This window comes from Bartonella sp. AD13SXNS, assembly GCF_042196465.1.
GTDB lineage: Bacteria > Pseudomonadota > Alphaproteobacteria > Rhizobiales > Rhizobiaceae > Bartonella.
The window spans coordinates 294,007-309,931 of the sequence record NZ_JBHIQI010000001.1; the positions used below are offsets into that span (position 1 = coordinate 294,007).

A 15,925-nucleotide genomic window follows, 5' to 3' on the forward strand; every position below is an offset into this window, starting at 1 on the left:
GGGATTCTGATTCAATATGCAAAACGCCAAATTATCAATATAAATCAATCTGTTGTATAAAAATGCGGAACGACCTCCTCGTTTTTTCCTTGTTGTTTAGCCACGAATGGATAAAACAGGGGAAAAAAGTTAGCTGTTTTGTACTACTTTTAAGCTTGAAAGTTTATGTTTTTAAGTTGAGAAATCAATCCTGATGTTGTTTTGAAATTGTTACAAACAATTCCGTTGTAATAAGTAGCAGAATTTTTATTTTGGGTGTTATGTCTAAAAACATAACCTCCCCCTCTATTTTTGCCGTTTCGCTGTGGGGAGATAGAACAGGGGCAAAAACTTAGCTGTTTTATACAGCTTTTAAGTTTGAAAGCCAGTATTTTGAAGTTGAGAAATTAATCCTGCTGCAAAAGTAAAACGAGAAATATTGAGATCATTTTCAATAAGGGCACTAATGCGGTTTGTAATATTATGAATATTATTTTCTTCTGTTTTTTTCCAAGTGTCAAAAGGATCTTTTTTCTTGCCATAATTTTTGAGGATTTTCATAACGATTTGCCGTAAGCTTTCGGAAACATTTTCTTTGGCTTGGCTTAGAGCCATACTATCATAATAATCTAAGATGGGAATTGTTCGACGAGCTTCATTAATGCGGTTTATACGAATGATTTGTGCAAGCGAGAAATAAATCTCTGCAGTTTTAATAAGATCACTGTTGCTTTGTTTTGCAATCAAAGAAATATCACAGATTATTGGTGCTGCTTCCAAGAGAGCCAATTGTTTTGCTAATGCTTTTGGTGCTCCTTCTTCACTGTAGTGTAGTGCTTTTTCTTCAATCTTTTGATTAATATCGTTGTTGGGAGAATGCATAAGCTCTTTTTCAATAATACTACGGGCTTGCTTTATTGTTTTTACAATTTCTTCTAGTGGACGTGAGAGATCCATGTTGTGCAAACCCCAATTGGTTGTTTCAAAGAGCATTGGGGTCATTGCTGCATAGAATTTGTTTTGGACAAGACCAGGTATTTTATTATCAAGCTTATCAATTTGATCAGACAATTGAGGAATTTCAAAACCATCGCGGATGGCAATAAAAACGCGAATAATGTTTTCAACCTTTTGTTGTGTTTCATCGTGTAGTCGATTAACAAAAGTGGGACCTCCACGATTTACAATGTCGTTGGCAATCAGCGTTGCGATAATATTACGACGCAATTGATGGTTAATAACTTCCTTCTTAAAATTTTCTTGAATTTGGGTTGGAAAATAGTTCAGCAAGGCTGTATTGAAATAGTGATCATCAACAATGGGGCTATTAGCAATTTCTTCTTTTAAGGTCAATTTAGCATATGCAAGAATAACGGCGAGTTCTGGGCGGAAAAGACCTTTTCCTTGGGTTGTTCTTTGCTGTAAAACTTGTTCATCAGGGAGCATTTCAACTCTGCGGTCTAGAAGCTTTTTTTGTTCCAAATCGCGCATAAAGCGTATTTGATAGGGCAAATCAGCAATGCTGTGGTTTTCTGATAAAGAAAGCGCAAGGGGTTGTAGATAATTGTTGCGCAAGACGAGTTGTTCGACTTGAGGTGTCATTTTCTTCAAGAGCTTATTGCGTTCTTCGCGGGTTAGTGTTTTGGCACGTAGTGCTGATGCAAGAACAATTTTGAGATTGACCTCAATATCGGAACAATTCACACCGGCAGAATTGTCAATGGCATCCGTATTACATCGACCACCATTTGAGACATATTCAATCCGTCCACGTTGTGTAACACCAAGATTCGCTCCTTCGCCAATAATTTTTGCACGTACTTGTTCTCCGGTAATGCGTATTGCATCATTTGCACGATCACCTACTTGGGCATCGTTTTCTGTTGTCGCACGGATATAAGTGCCAATACCGCCGAACCATAAAAGATCAACAGGGGCTTTGAGAAGAGCAGAGATAATTTCAAAGGGGGTTCCTGTTTGCTTTTCAAAACCAATAGCTTGTGCTGCTTCAGGTGAGAGAGTAATGGTTTTTTCTTTTCGTGAGAAGATACCACCGCCCTTTGATAATTTGCTTTTATCGTAATCTTGCCAACTTGAGCGAGGAAGTTTAAAAAGGCGCGTACGCTCTGCGTAGCTTTCGTCTATGTTTGGATCTGGATCAATAAAGATATCGCGGTGATCAAAAGCGGCAATCAATTTTGTTTGTTTGGAAAGAAGCATTCCATTACCAAAGACATCACCAGACATATCGCCAACACCGATACAGGTGAAAGGCATTGTTTGAATATCGTGATTAAATGATTCTCTAAAATGTCTTTTGACGGCTTCCCACGCACCTTTGGCTGTAATAGCAATGGCTTTGTGATCATAGCCTGCTGAGCCACCAGAGGCAAAAGCATCATCAAGCCAAAAGTGGTTTGCTTGGCTAATGGCGTTGGCTGTATCAGAAAAAGTCGCAGTCCCTTTGTCTGCTGCTACAACAAAATAGGGGTCAGGGTCATCATGACAGATGATATTGTGGGGCGCACTTATTTTGCTATTAACCAGATTGTCTGTGATGGAGAGCAAAGCAGTGATAAAGTCTGTATAAGCTTGACGTGCTGCTTCTATGATGACAGCACGGTCATTTGTTTGGGGAAGACGGTGGGGATAGAATCCACCTTTTGCACCGGCAGGAACGATAACCGCATTTTTAACTTGTTGGGCTTTGACTAAGCTTAGAATTTCGGTGCGATAATCTAATGCACGGTCAGACCAACGAATTCCGCCACGGGCAATAGGTCCAAAACGCAAATGAACCCCTTCAACTTCTGGTCCATAAACAAAAATTTCTCGGTAAGGGCGCGGTTCAGGCAAACCTTCAATCTGACGCGGATTTAATTTGGTGGCTAAAATACGTCGTGGACTTCCATCGGGGAGAGGTGTAAAAGCATTCGTTCGTAAACTTGCCTCGATAAGATTACAATAACGGCGTAAGATGAGATCATCATCTAAACCAGATACTTTCCGTAATTTTTCTTCAATGCGCTTTTGAATGACTTGTTGGTTTTTTTCTCGTTCTTTTTCTGTATGGCTTTGATGAAACTTTAAGTGAAATAAAGCATAAAGGTCTTGGGTAATGTCAGGATAAGCATTTAAAGTTTGGGCAACGCGATCTTGCGAATAGGGAATTCCTGCTTGTTGGAGATAGCGCCCATAATGGCGCAAAATAACAATTTCATGCCAATTAAGCCCAGCTGTTTGGGTGAGAGCATTAAAGGCATCATTATCAGCATTTTGTGCCCAAATGGCTTCAAAAGTTTCAGCGTGTTTTTGACCGTCTTTTTCAAAATCAATACAGCGTTGGAAAATACTTTCCAGTTGCATATCATGAAGATATACAGAGTGTCCATTGCCATCTGGTAATTCAAGGGTTTGTTCAGCAATAACGCGAAACCCCATATTTTCAAGAAGTGGCACACGTTTGGAAAGGGCAAGTGCTTCATGGCGATGAAAAAGTCGAAGAGAAATGCACTGTTTTTCTTTGTTTTGTGCGTGATAAAAGATTACGAAAAGGGGCTTTTCATCATGAAGACTTAGAATGTGTCCGGCATCGTTAATAGCGTCTTCAGCTGAAAATAAATCTCGATAACTGTTGGGGAATTGGCTGGCTAGATGTGTTTGTTGCTCTGTTATTTTCTGGGTAAGAGCGATGGCTTGAACTCTGTCTTCCCAACTTCGTGCAATCAAACGCACATGTTGTTCAAGTGTGGAGCGCTCAATAAGAGGAGCAGTTTCATTTCCTTTGCGATGGATGATGTAATAGACACGTATAAGGGTGCTTTCCAAAAATAGCGGATAGGATTCAAAAAAATCACCTTTATAGAGCTCAACAAAATGTTCGCCAACTTTTTCACGTAGGCTGCTGCTGTATTGGTCACGTGGTACGTAGACAAGGATAGAAACAAAGCGCCCAAAAGAATCAGTGTGAGCAAGAACCCGTAAACGTGGACGCTCATCTAATTGTAGAATAAGTTTAATGTTTTCTGTCAATGTATCAACATCAGAACGAAACATTTCATCTCTTGGATAAGTTTCTAAAACACTGATGAGTGCTTTTCCTGAATAATCAGCTTGATTGTGTCCAAGACGTTGAGTGATGGTTTGGGCTTTTTCTTTTAAGAAAGGAATTTGTAAAATAGAACGTGTATAAGCTGAGGAGGTAAAAAGCCCTACAATGCGTAATTCTCCACAGAGTTGCTTTTCTTTATCAAAGATTTTAAGACCAATATAATCCAGCCAAACAGAACGGTGAATTTTGGAGCGGCTGTTCGCTTTTGTCACGATAAATAGATTATCGCTTTCCATGAAGGATAAAACTTCTTGAGGAGGTTCTTTCATACTTTTATCGTCAACAATATGAATAGAAGCATCCGTGAGTATACCAAGTTCAATATTACTCGCTGTAAAGGATTTTAAGGGTTTTTGATCTTTGATGAAGTTGTAAGTGCGCATACCAAGGAAGGTGAAATTATCATCCATTAGCCAATGAAGAAATTCAATAGCCTTTTCGCCTTCTTGCTTGTAGTGTGTGGGAAGGTTTGTTTGGTAGGCATGAATATGTTTTTCAACTTCTTCAAGCATAGGTTTCCAGTCTTGTACAGCAGCATTAACCTGCTCAAGAACTAAGGTGAGTTCATTTTCAAGTTTCTGCGTCTGCTGTTTATTGAGTGACTCGATGTGAATTTGCATCAGACTGATGCGTTTTCCAGAAGCACAATCAAGAATGGGGTGTGCAATCAAATAAATATGGTTTTTGTGTTGATTGAAGACATTTAAAATAGAATCGAGAAGGAAGGGTTTGTTATCATTGACAAGTGTGATAACAGTTATAGGTTTGTTATTACGGGTCAAATTTTGTTCAAAGTAGATAGTATTTTTTCCCGTTTTATGGAGATTAAAAGCTTTTACTGCGATGGCTGCCGCTTTTTGAAGTTCTTTATTTTCGTAATAAGCAATATCTTCTTCATCGGTTTGAGCAAAAAGAATTTGTTCTATTTTATCTTGGGTGTTTTTTGTTTCTGTTTTTTTTTGTTGTAACACATTCACTCTCCCTTTTTGCTCTTAGGGGTCTTTAAAAGCAGACCATTATATTTTTACATACTGTAACACCTTCTTCCTAAAGAAAATAGCTCTTTATTTGGAGAGAATAAATTTGTTTTTTCTATTTTTTAGTAATAGTTTGTACTTTAAAAGAAATATTTTGCGTCAATGAAAGGGCATTTTTAGTATTTTTGTATGTTAATAGTTTGTTTTTTAAAATATACAAAATGAAAGTAAAAAAAGAAGCAAAAGTAAAGAGAGAATGGCGCATTTACCAGAAAGACTTTTAAGGGGTTACCAAAACTTTATAAACAATCATTTTTTATATAAAATAGCAGATTATCAGCAATTGGCGATTGAGGGGCAGAAACCTGAAGTTTTGGTCATTGCTTGTTGTGATTCGCGAGCAGTACCAGAAATGATTTTTGATGCTAAGCCGGGGGAAATTTTCACCTTACGCAACGTGGCAAATGTGGTTCCTCCTTTTTCTCCCGATAACAAATATCATGCAACATCAGCAGCTCTCGAATATGCCGTGCAATTGCTTGAAGTGAGACATATTGTTGTTTTTGGTCATGCCCATTGTGGGGGAGTTCATACTGCTCTTAAGCAGACGTGTAAATCTTTATCGTCAAATGATTTTATCGGTCAATGGATAAGTCTCTTAGCACCAGCAGCAGAAATCGTTTTGAATAATAAGTCGCTGTCGTGGACAGAAAGACAGACGGCATTAGAGCAGCTTTCTATTCGTCATTCGTTGAGAAATTTAGAGACGTTTCCGTGGATAAAGCTTCGCAAAGATCAAGGTTTTTTGACATTGCATGGGGTTTGGTTTGATATCTCTAGCGGAAAATTATGGAGCATGGAACAGGAAACAGGTTGTTTTATGCGTGTTGAAGTTGAAAGTTTTGAAGTATAGTATTTGTTGTTTTTATTTCTTCGTATAAAAAGACATTTTATGATAAAACTTGACAAAGCTGGGGTTTTATTGTTTGAAGGAGCAAGCTTTCAGTGACAAAATTAACTTGGAGCCACCGACTGAGACCCCAGTTTAAGGGTATAAAGAGATCTCAGAGGTCAACATCCGACGGCGCGATGCGTTCTCGGGTGCAACTTTGGTTTGTTTGTTATGCAACAATGAGGTAAATGATGTTTGAATCTTTGCAAGAGCGACTTGGTTCTATCTTGTCTCATTTGACAGGGCGGGGCGCTTTGTCAGATCAGGATGTTGCAGAAGCGCTGCGTGAAATTCGTCGCGCTTTATTGGAAGCTGATGTTGCTCTTGATGTTGTGCGCTCTTTTACCGATAGAGTTCGGGAAAAAGCTGTTGGGGCCGAAATCGTTAAATCGATTAAGCCAGGCCAAATGGTGGTTAAAATTGTTCATGATGAATTGGTTCATATTCTTGGAAATGAAAGCGTTCTGAGTGATTTGAATGCACCTTCTCCAGTTGTTATCATGATGATTGGTTTGCAAGGTTCCGGAAAAACAACCACAACAGCAAAGCTTGCAAAACGGTTAACGGATAAGCACAATAAAAAAGTTCTCATGGCGTCATTAGATACACGCCGTCCCGCTGCACAAGAGCAATTGCGCCAATTGGGAGAGCAGGCGAAACTTGTAAGCTTGCCTATTATTGCGGGACAGTTGCCCGTTGATATTGCATCACGTGCTGTGCAAGCTGCTAAATTGGGTGGTTATGATGTGCTTCTTCTTGATACGGCAGGGCGTAATCATATTGATGAAGCTTTGATGCTTGAATTGGCTGAAATTAAAGCGTGTTCCCTTCCTCATGAAATTATGTTGGTGGCTGATAGTTTGACGGGGCAAGATGCCGTTCATCTTGCTCGTTCTTTTGATGAGCGTGTAGGGATTACAGGAATTATTTTAACACGGATGGATAGTGATGGGCGGGGTGGTGCTGCTCTTTCCATGCGTGCTGTTACAGGCAAGCCAATTAAAGCAATTGGAACTGGTGAAAAAATAGATGCTTTAGAAGAATTTCATCCCAGTCGTATTGCTGATCGTATTCTCGGAATGGGGGATATTGTTTCTTTGGTTGAAAAAGCTGCTGAAACAATGGATCATGAGAAAGCCGCTGCTTTTGCAAAAAAAATGCAAGCCGGAAAATTTGATCTGAATGATCTTGCTGAACAGTTGCAGAAAATGAAAAAACTTGGTGGAATGGGCGGTATTATGGGCATGTTGCCAGGATTGGGGAAGGTCAAAGAGCAAATTGCGGCTGCAGGGCTTGATGATCGTTTGTTTAATCGCCAATTGGCTATTATTTCATCTATGACACCTCAAGAGCGTGCAAATCCAGAGCTTTTAAAACATAGCCGTAAACAACGAATTGCTAAGGGGTCTGGTACAACGGCGGCTGATATTAATAAACTTTTGAAGATGTATCGCCAAATGGCTGACATGATGAAAGCCATGGGTGGTAAAGGAAAAAGTGGTTTGATGGGAAAAATGTTGGGAGGCCTTGGTTCCAAAATGGGATTTGGAGGCAAGGGAAACTTGAGTGGAGATTCTCCAGTTATACCTGATTTATCGGGAATGGATTTGAAGCAATTCTCAACGCTTCAAAAGCAGATTGAAAATGATAATGGAGGGAAGATTTTGCCTGGACTTCCCAAGCGTGGGCCTATATTTCCTGGTCTTTCCAATAGCATTGCCGATAGGGGAAAATTTCCTCAGCATCCTAAGAAAAAATAAGATGTAAAGAGGGAAAGGAATATGATGCAGGAAACAGTATTAAACGAATTGGCACATTTACGAGCATCTATTGATAATTTTGATGCAACCTTAATTCATATCTTAGCAGAGCGTTTTCGTTGTACGAAAGCTGTTGGGCGTTTAAAAGCACGTTATGATTTGCCTAGAGTAGATCCTTTACGGGAGAAACATCAAGTAGCGCGTTTGCGGCAATTGGCTATAGATAGTCATCTTGATCCTGATTTTGCTGAAAGATTTTTAAAATTTATTATTAAAGAAGTTGTGAGTCATCATGAAGTGATTGCTGAAGAGCAAAAAACAAAAAAAGTCAATTTAAACGAAAGCCAGAGCTGACAATAGGAGATAAAATATGGCATTGAAAATTCGTTTGTCCCGTGGAGGTTCAAAAAAACGTCCTTACTATCATATCGTCGTTGCAGATGTTCGTAGTCCGCGCGATGGGCGATTTCTTGAACGTGTTGGTGCATGGGATCCAATGTTGCCTAAAGATGGACCAAGGGTAAAACTTAATGAAGAACGTATCCAGTATTGGCTTGGGCAAGGGGCTCAACCAACTGATCGTGTTTTACGGTTTTTAGATGCGGCTGGTTTAAAAAAGCGTCCAACCCGCAATAATCCACATAAAGGTGAACCAGGTAAAAAAGCACAAGAACGTATCGCAGCAGCAAAGCAAGCAGCAGAAGAAGCGGCGGCAGCAACTGAAGCAGAATCTGCTTCAGCATAAGAAGCATGATTGTTCAATCAATGCGTCTTTAAAAGTTCTAGAAGAATGAATGTTATCCGTTTTTGTCTATCAAAAACGGATCTCTTTTAAAAGCATGTTTTAAAAGAGTGTTAGTTTTTTAAAAGTTGAATTTTAAAAATCAATGGCGCGGCCTTTAATTTCCCAATCTCCATAGCGCGAAGGGTCTTTGCCGCCGCGTCCACCATTTTCGACAGGTTGTTCTTTTTTTGTTGCGCTTTTTCGCCGTTCTTCAGCTTCTTTGAGGGCGCGTTGTGCTGCGGGAGAAAGAGATTGCTGTTTAATGACAGTTGCATTTTTTTTGCTTGTTTTCTCATCTTTTTTATTCATTTTACACCTATTCTATTGAAGAAGCAGAAAGAAAACCCCATCATATAGTATTAATAGACTTTTTTCATGGAGTTTTTTGAGTAATGAATATAATGCGTACAGCCATGCTTTTGGCTTTTTTAACTGCTCTCTTTATGGGGGTTGGTTATCTTGTTGGAGGGGGCAGTGGCATGGTCATTGCTCTTTTGGTGGCAAGTGCTTTGAACTTTTTTTCTTATTGGAATTCAGATAAAATCGTTTTACGCATGTACGGGGCGCGTGAAGTTGATCAGCATTCTGCACCGGTTTACTATAAAATTGTAAGTGATTTAGCGCAAAGAGCTTCTCTTCCTCAACCAAAAGTTTATGTTATTGAGAATCCACAGCCAAACGCTTTTGCAACGGGACGTAATCCGCAAAATGCAGCTGTTGCTGCAAGTACTGGATTGTTAGAGCGGTTGAGTTCGGAGGAAATTGCCGGCGTTATGGCGCATGAGCTCGCACATATTGAGCATCGTGATACATTAACAATGACTCTAACCGCAACGATTGCAGGAGCCATTTCAATGCTTGGTAATTTTGCTTTCTTTATGGGAGGACCGCGCAACTCTTCAGAAGATTCTCATGGCGCTGGGGCAATTGGAGGATTTATTGCCTTGCTCGTGGCTCCTTTTGCAGCGATGCTGGTGCAAATGGCGATTAGCCGTACACGTGAATATGCTGCAGATCGGAGAGGGGCTGAAATATGCGGTAATCCTCTATGGTTAGCTTCGGCATTGCGTAAGATTGCTGATGGGGGACGTGGGGTATATAATGAAGAAGCAGAGCATAATCCAGCAACAGCACATCTATTTATTATCAATCCTTTGAGCGGTGAGGGAGCGGATAGTCTTTTTTCAACACATCCTGCAACGGCAAATCGTATTGCTGCTCTTTATCGGCAAGCAGAAGAGATGAAAGGGGTTCTTGCTGAAAATGGGGGATGGAATGAAGAAGGCAGTATGAATAAAAAAAGCAATGATGAGATGAATTATGGAGATTTTCGCAGTGGTCAGGCTTATGCATCAGGAGAGCAAGAAAACAGCACTTTTCAGCGTATGACAAAACGTCCTTCTTGGCTTCGTTATGATAATTCAAAAAGATCTCGTTCATAGAATTTTTTGAGGAGATTTCTGGGAGTTCTTGAGAAAACAGTGATATAAAGGTTGTTGTTTTGAAACACAAAAAAGCGGGGCATGTGTCTGAAAAAAATGTTCCAGGATTAGCTGTTCGGCAGGTGTGTGTGCGCCTTTTAGGGGCGGTGGTTGATAAGTGTACGCCTCTTTCTGGTTTGACGGATAATGAACACGGACATCCACACTATTTAAAACTTTCACAACGAGATCGTTTGTTGTGTCGGGCTATTTTGATAGCTTCATTACGTCATCGAGGGCAGATTATAGCGGCTTTCTCACGATTTTTGATGCGTCCTTTGCCTTCACAAGCACTTTCACTTCAGCATCTTTTGCATATCAGTGTCGCACAAATTCTTTATCTTGATATTCCTGATCATGCGGCTATTGATTTAGCTGTACGTGTGGCAAAACTTGATCCTCGTATGCATCGTTTTTCAGGGGTTGTGAATGCTCTTTTGCGCAATGTTGCGCGTGAGGCAGAGCTTTTATGCCAACAAGTTCCTACCATTGAAGGTGTTCCAGCGTGGTTTGGACAGCTTTTAGTGTCAGCTTATGGAACAGAAAAGGCACATCAGATTATAGCAATTCAAAGTATGGAACCCCCTCTCGATTTGACAGTGAAATCTGATAGCGTTGGATGGGCTGAAAGACTTGGCGGTGTTGTGTTGCCTAATGGCTCTGTTCGATTGAATCGTCTGGAGTGTTCTGTTTCTGATTTACCAGGCTATTGTGAAGGAGCTTGGTGGGTTCAAGATTTTGCCGCAGCCTTGCCTGCTTGTTTACTTGGGAATATTCGGGGTAAACGCGTTGCTGATCTTTGTGCAAGCCCTGGGGGGAAAACAGCACAATTGGCTTTGCAGGGGGCAGAAGTGACAGCAATTGAGCTTTCTGCTAACCGCGTAAGGCGTTTAAAAGAAAATATGGAACGGCTTGATTTTTTAGTTCAAACTTGGCAGGGTGATGTGAGAAATTTCCACCCCACACAGCTTTTTGATGCGGTTCTTCTTGATGCTCCTTGTTCTTCTACAGGAACAATTCGTCGTCATCCGGATATTTTATGGACGAAGTCGAGGGAAGACATTATCAAGTTAGCGGCGTTGCAATATGAGTTGCTTGTCGCAGCAATTGGCTTAGTAAAGGAGGGGGGACGTATTGTTTTTTCCAATTGTTCCTTGGCAAGAGAAGAAGGTGAAGATCTCATTGAAAAAATTTTATCAACACGCAACGATATTGTTTTAGAACCTATTTATCCAGAGGAAATGGGAGCACTGGCACATTTGCTTTGTGAGGGGATGTTGCGTACAACGCCTGCGGATTTTTGTCATAAAAATTTCGATGCTGAGAAAACTGCATTTTTAGGAATGGATGGTTTTTTCGCTGCGCGCTTACGAAAAATTGCTTAATTAACGCTTCATTTACAAAAATGGTCGAAATTGTATTTGATTCAGCATAAATGGAGATAAAATTTTGGCGGTTGCAGTAAAAGCTCCTCAGGTAAAAGTGGTGGCCTATGTCGATACGCTGCAGCACTTTATGCGGCGTTTATGGGTTGGACCATTGTTTCGCTGGCGATTTTCAGGATTCCGCCCTCATAAAATTTTAGCACATCCTATTGATTTGCATGTGGCTGACCCAATGATGGCCCATGAATTTTATCATGGTCGTTTTGCTTTTGCTCGTCATGTGGTTCATTCTGGTGCTGTTTCTCCATTTTCATTGGTTCCCCCAACGCTTGAATGGGAAACGGCTCTACATGATTTTCATTGGTTGCGCCATATGGAGGCAGCAGAAAGTAATTTAGCTTCTGCACATGCACGCTCTCTTTTAGAAGATTGGCTTGATCATGCTGGTAAGAAGGTAAAAGGGCTTGCTTGGAGTAGTCCTGTTGTGGCACGGCGCTTGATTTCGTGGATTTGTCATTCAAAAATGTTGTTAGAGGGGGCAAGTGAGCGGTTTGAAAAACGCTTTTTACGTGCGCTTGGTTTGCAATTTCGTTATTTGCGCGTAACAATTTGCAGTATGGAGTATGATGATCAACGTTTACAAGCAGCGACAGCTTTGACTTTCGCCTCTCTTGCTTTGCCTGTTTCTGCGGCAGTGAAAAAAAAGGTACAAACGACGCTTATAGAGGAGCTTTCACGTCAAATCTTAGTTGATGGTGGGCATATTTCCCGTAGTCCTGTTATTTTGCTGAATTTGTTATCGGATTTATTGTCGTTACGGCATCTTTTTATGCGTAGCAATGAAACAGCACCCCGTATTTTGATTGATTCTGTTGAGCGTATGTTGCCAGCTTTACGATTCTTTATCCATGAGGATCAAACGTTGGCCCATTTTAATGGGGTTGGTCCTCTTGTGTCGGAACGATTATCATCACTTTTGGAGCTTGATGAAACAGGGGGGCATCCTTTTAGTTATGCCCGTTATTCAGGATTTCAGCGCTTAAAAGCCAATCAAACAACAGTGCTTGCAGATACAGGAAAGTTTCCACCTCGCTCTGTAGCGCAGCAGGCTTGTTCGGGGTGTTTGTCTTTTGAAATGTCTTCACAAGGGCACCGTTTTATTATCAATGCCGGTGTTAATCCTGATGGGCGGGAAGATTATCGACATTTAGGGCGTGTTACTGCAGCCCATTCTACAGCTACGCTTAATGATTGTTCGGTGGGCGTTTTTTATAAAAAAAAGAAAAATGGCGCTTCCTTTTTGTTTGATGGACCAACGGATGTTCAAGTGCGCCGTATAGAGGATTCAGAGAAGACAGGTTTTATTGCGAGTCATAATGGTTATGTGCGCTCTTTTAATCTTATTCATGAGCGTGGTCTTATTTTGGCGACAAATGGAGATATGATCGAGGGGTTTGATCGCTTTTTTATGCCAGATAAAGGGAGAAAGAGACATAAGAGTGCGCAAAGTGAACAGAATCATGTTGCTGTTCGCTTTCATCTTCATCCACAAGTTGAAGTTAATTATGATGGCAAGCGTGTGTGTTTAGCCATAAAAAATGAGCACGTAAAGAACGGGCAAGTATGGTATTTTATTTCGCCTGATGCGGATATTTGTCTTGAAGATTCAATTGATTTTGCGGAATTAACAGGTCCACAACGGACGCAACAAATTGTTTTATATTTTCGCCCTGCATTGCAGGAAAAAGTTCGTTGGCGTTTTATCCGTAAAGCATTTGATAAAAAATCAAAACAATGTTCTGATCTATAGTTCATATATTTTATCTTCATACCGCGAAACATCATCGCTTATTGTGGTAATATTTTCAAAATTTGAAGGCCATGTAAATTTTTATACATGAGGTGCTTTTTAGAGTATGTGATGGATATTCTTAGGAAAGGTTTACCTATAGAATCTCATGAGGTGGTGCTAAGGGGATTGGTTCCAGAGAAACAGAATTTTTGACAGATCGGTATTGGTTAAGAATTTTTATCCTTTAAAAGTGTGGAGAAAAAGTCAAGCTGTTGCGTGTCTTAGAAAGTTTTTGCATGTACTGTTGTGATCAATATTTATCTCTGAGAGAGCTGCATGTTTAAGATAGTCAAATGTTTTCCTGCAAATGCACATTCTTGTTTTAAGGAAATATCGTTCAATGTTTATTGTTCCCATTTTACGATGGAATCCGTATAGAATATAGCGTAAAAATCTCCCGTAAATGGTGTAGGGTTATTGTGTCTCCCATTTTTACCGTTTCTTTTTATTTTGCTTTATGATTTTTCAAAGCATCTAGAATAACAGCTTTTAAAGAATGTGGATGATGCTTTATTTTTCACATTTTTAAAGAGATTAACATATTGATTTATAACAATTATTTTTTAAAACTTAAAATTCGAAAATTGTGAGATTCTCTCTTTACAAATCTGTTTATAGTGAGGCAACTAAAAGTATAGGTTTGTACGTTATAAGAAGACTTGGCGTGTAGATAAAACCTATGGAAGAAAGGAATAAAATAGCTCTTCTGAACACTCTTAAGTATCGAGGATTATTACAACATGAGGGGGCTGGAAAATGGCATGATGTTATAATTTGTTCCTTTATTAAACATACAAGATATTGATTTATAAAGATAATTTATAGTTATTTATGTTGAATTACCCCCCCGAATATTGTAAGATTCTTTTGATTTCAAATTTGTGTATGTTGAATCAATCAAAATCACTTGTTTGCATATCACAAGCGAGGTTGGCGTATAGGCAAAAAAACGATCAAGAAAGGACTAAAAATAGCTCTTCTGAATTGTTTTACGTGCTAAAGGCTGTCCGACACACCCACAAGCTGGCAAAGTGTGTGATGGTGCCGGTTTGTTTCTTCATAAGCATAAAGGAGATAATGCTCAGGAGATTTTATGATTCTTCATAAATGTTATCATGAGAGGGGGATCACAAGCATTGAGGGATGTTTCCTTAAAACAAAATCGTGTGAATGTGCAGCATATAATGTCGTTTTAATTTTGGATCTTTTATTTTGCCTGAGGGATACGATTTTATTAAAGAGTGAGAGAAAAAGGTGTGATCATGCGTAATCTCCATTCTTTAAAACTATTATTCTCAATGCTTTTGAAAATTGTAAAGCAAAGTAAAAAATTATAATAAAGATAAGAATGGGTTTTTATCTTTAAGATTTTCTTTTCTTGTCGAATTAGGTTGTTTACCATTTTAGGAGTAAACCAAATCTATATATTCAATATTTTCTGTCACCATCTTGCATAAAAAGCTGATATAGAAAAGCATTAAGCCATCTTAATCTTACATTATTACTGTGTTAAGATTGGGGGTGTTGATTGATAAGCAACAGAAAACAGTACGGGCTTTAGAAGTATAACGATATCATAAAAGGTAAAACATACCAGTGCTGGATTGGGGAAATATTTCGGATTTTATCAGATATTTAAGCAAACAATGACAATCACACACTTAGTTTTACGAATGCTCCTCAAGCTTTGCTTTTGTTACAAGTATTCATACATGTTTTTTGCGTTATATTTATAAAAATCAAATTGATGGGGATCTATGATAATCTTTGTTTGGGCATAAAAACATTGACATGATACTCCACTAGAGTTTTGCATATACTCGCACGCACTTCCATCTTTACGCTTAATAAAAGCGCAAGCTGGTACTCTACTTTGTCTACGCTCAATGTTGTGCGATAGCCTTGTGCTCTTGAGAGTGTTTATAAAAGTTTTTTTTATTTCTTTCTTGATTGTTTTTTTGCCTATACGCCAACCTCGCTTGTGATATGCAAGCGAATGATTTTTATTGATTGAACATGAACCAATTTGAAATGGAAAAAGCCTACAATATCAGAACTTCTCATTCAATGTGGAAAACAATAAACTCTTTTTATAAATCAAATGTAGTTCATTATAAAAGCATTAAGAATTCAAAAAATAACACATAGCAACGACATGTGGAAAAAATATAAATATTCTTTCTGCTTTTTGCTATTATACTAAAAATGAAGTCATAATAACCAACTGCACAACGCTCATTTTCTCATACATAAGCATTCTCTCAACTTCAAACAACTTTTAGAAAGATCTATACGAATAATGCCGTGCAATGGACTTAATATTACCTCGATAAATGCCAAGATCACTCAGCTCATCTGTTGAAAGACGGTTCAATGCGTTAACGGTTCGACGATAACGACGCCAATTCCTATAAGAACGTAGAATATTCATGTCCTCTACTCAAATTTTATATTACACTTTTTAGTTTAAAGATAGAACATATTACTAAAAATAGTTGTGCTATAATGTCATAACAGGTATGCATCTACACATAAAAGAAACCGCTTTAACACTTGTCTCATATAATAAGGACAGACTATTAAAGTTAATAATGACTACGCTGTTCTATCTCTAAAACAATGGCTAAATTATGTTTGTTCGTTG

The 15,925-nt window shown here is 39.0% G+C and carries 10 protein-coding genes; 7 read left to right on the top strand and 3 right to left on the bottom strand.

Features of this window, described 5'->3' with window-relative positions:
• Nucleotides 1-351: 351 nt before the first annotated feature.
• Nucleotides 352-5,061: an NAD-glutamate dehydrogenase gene (locus ACFIMQ_RS01080; protein WP_375615726.1), complete on the bottom strand. Its 4,710-nt coding sequence runs from the start codon at nt 5,059-5,061 to the stop codon at nt 352-354.
• Nucleotides 5,062-5,323: 262 nt separating this feature from the next.
• On the opposite strand from ACFIMQ_RS01080, the gene ACFIMQ_RS01085 reads away from it, so the two are divergent.
• The 4 genes from ACFIMQ_RS01085 (at nt 5,324) to rpsP (ending at nt 8,524) form a co-directional block, all read left to right on the top strand.
• On the top strand, nt 5,324-5,980 hold the full coding sequence (locus ACFIMQ_RS01085) for a carbonic anhydrase (RefSeq protein WP_375615727.1): 657 nt from the start codon (nt 5,324-5,326) through the stop codon (nt 5,978-5,980).
• A gap of 230 nt (nt 5,981-6,210) precedes the next feature.
• A complete protein-coding gene (ffh, locus tag ACFIMQ_RS01090) occupies nt 6,211-7,779 on the top strand; it encodes a signal recognition particle protein (RefSeq protein WP_375615757.1) in 1,569 nt (522 codons plus the stop codon).
• Nucleotides 7,780-7,803: 24 nt separating this feature from the next.
• Entirely contained in the window at nt 7,804-8,133 is a 330-nt protein-coding gene (locus ACFIMQ_RS01095) for a chorismate mutase (protein ID WP_375615758.1), read from the top strand.
• A 16-nt stretch (nt 8,134-8,149) separates the two neighbouring features.
• Nucleotides 8,150-8,524, top strand: a complete 375-nt coding sequence (gene rpsP / locus ACFIMQ_RS01100; RefSeq protein WP_375615728.1) for a 30S ribosomal protein S16 — start codon at nt 8,150-8,152, stop codon at nt 8,522-8,524.
• Nucleotides 8,525-8,656: 132 nt separating this feature from the next.
• Here the strand turns inward: rpsP and ACFIMQ_RS01105 are convergent, their stop codons facing one another.
• Entirely contained in the window at nt 8,657-8,872 is a 216-nt protein-coding gene (locus ACFIMQ_RS01105; RefSeq protein ID WP_375615729.1) for a DUF1674 domain-containing protein, read from the bottom strand.
• Nucleotides 8,873-8,955: 83 nt separating this feature from the next.
• Here ACFIMQ_RS01105 and htpX point away from each other — a divergent pair, with 83 nt between their 5' ends.
• The 3 genes from htpX (at nt 8,956) to ACFIMQ_RS01120 (ending at nt 13,239) form a co-directional block, all read left to right on the top strand.
• Nucleotides 8,956-10,005, top strand: coding sequence for a zinc metalloprotease HtpX (gene htpX, locus ACFIMQ_RS01110; RefSeq protein ID WP_375615730.1), 1,050 nt, complete (start codon nt 8,956-8,958; stop codon nt 10,003-10,005).
• Between the two features lie 59 nt (nt 10,006-10,064).
• Nucleotides 10,065-11,429, top strand: a complete 1,365-nt coding sequence (locus tag ACFIMQ_RS01115; protein ID WP_375615731.1) for an RsmB/NOP family class I SAM-dependent RNA methyltransferase — start codon at nt 10,065-10,067, stop codon at nt 11,427-11,429.
• A 64-nt stretch (nt 11,430-11,493) separates the two neighbouring features.
• Nucleotides 11,494-13,239, top strand: a complete 1,746-nt coding sequence (locus tag ACFIMQ_RS01120; RefSeq protein WP_375615732.1) for a heparinase II/III family protein — start codon at nt 11,494-11,496, stop codon at nt 13,237-13,239.
• Between the two features lie 2,320 nt (nt 13,240-15,559).
• On the opposite strand, the gene ACFIMQ_RS01125 is transcribed toward ACFIMQ_RS01120, so the two are convergent.
• Nucleotides 15,560-15,712, bottom strand: a complete 153-nt coding sequence (locus tag ACFIMQ_RS01125; protein ID WP_375615733.1) for a DUF1127 domain-containing protein — start codon at nt 15,710-15,712, stop codon at nt 15,560-15,562.
• Between the last annotated feature and the right edge of the window lie 213 nt (nt 15,713-15,925).

Excerpts from the sequence above, each read along its gene's own strand:
- ACFIMQ_RS01085 (WP_375615727.1), top strand. The coding sequence starts at position 5,324 with ATGGCGCATTTACCAGAAAGACTTTTAAGGGGTTACCAAAACTTTATA.
- ffh (WP_375615757.1), top strand. The coding sequence starts at position 6,211 with ATGTTTGAATCTTTGCAAGAGCGACTTGGTTCTATCTTGTCTCATTTG.
- ACFIMQ_RS01095 (WP_375615758.1), top strand. The coding sequence starts at position 7,804 with ATGCAGGAAACAGTATTAAACGAATTGGCACATTTACGAGCATCTATT.
- rpsP (WP_375615728.1), top strand. The coding sequence starts at position 8,150 with ATGGCATTGAAAATTCGTTTGTCCCGTGGAGGTTCAAAAAAACGTCCT.
- ACFIMQ_RS01105 (WP_375615729.1), bottom strand. The coding sequence starts at position 8,872 with ATGAATAAAAAAGATGAGAAAACAAGCAAAAAAAATGCAACTGTCATT.
- htpX (WP_375615730.1), top strand. The coding sequence starts at position 8,956 with ATGAATATAATGCGTACAGCCATGCTTTTGGCTTTTTTAACTGCTCTC.
- ACFIMQ_RS01125 (WP_375615733.1), bottom strand. The coding sequence starts at position 15,712 with ATGAATATTCTACGTTCTTATAGGAATTGGCGTCGTTATCGTCGAACC.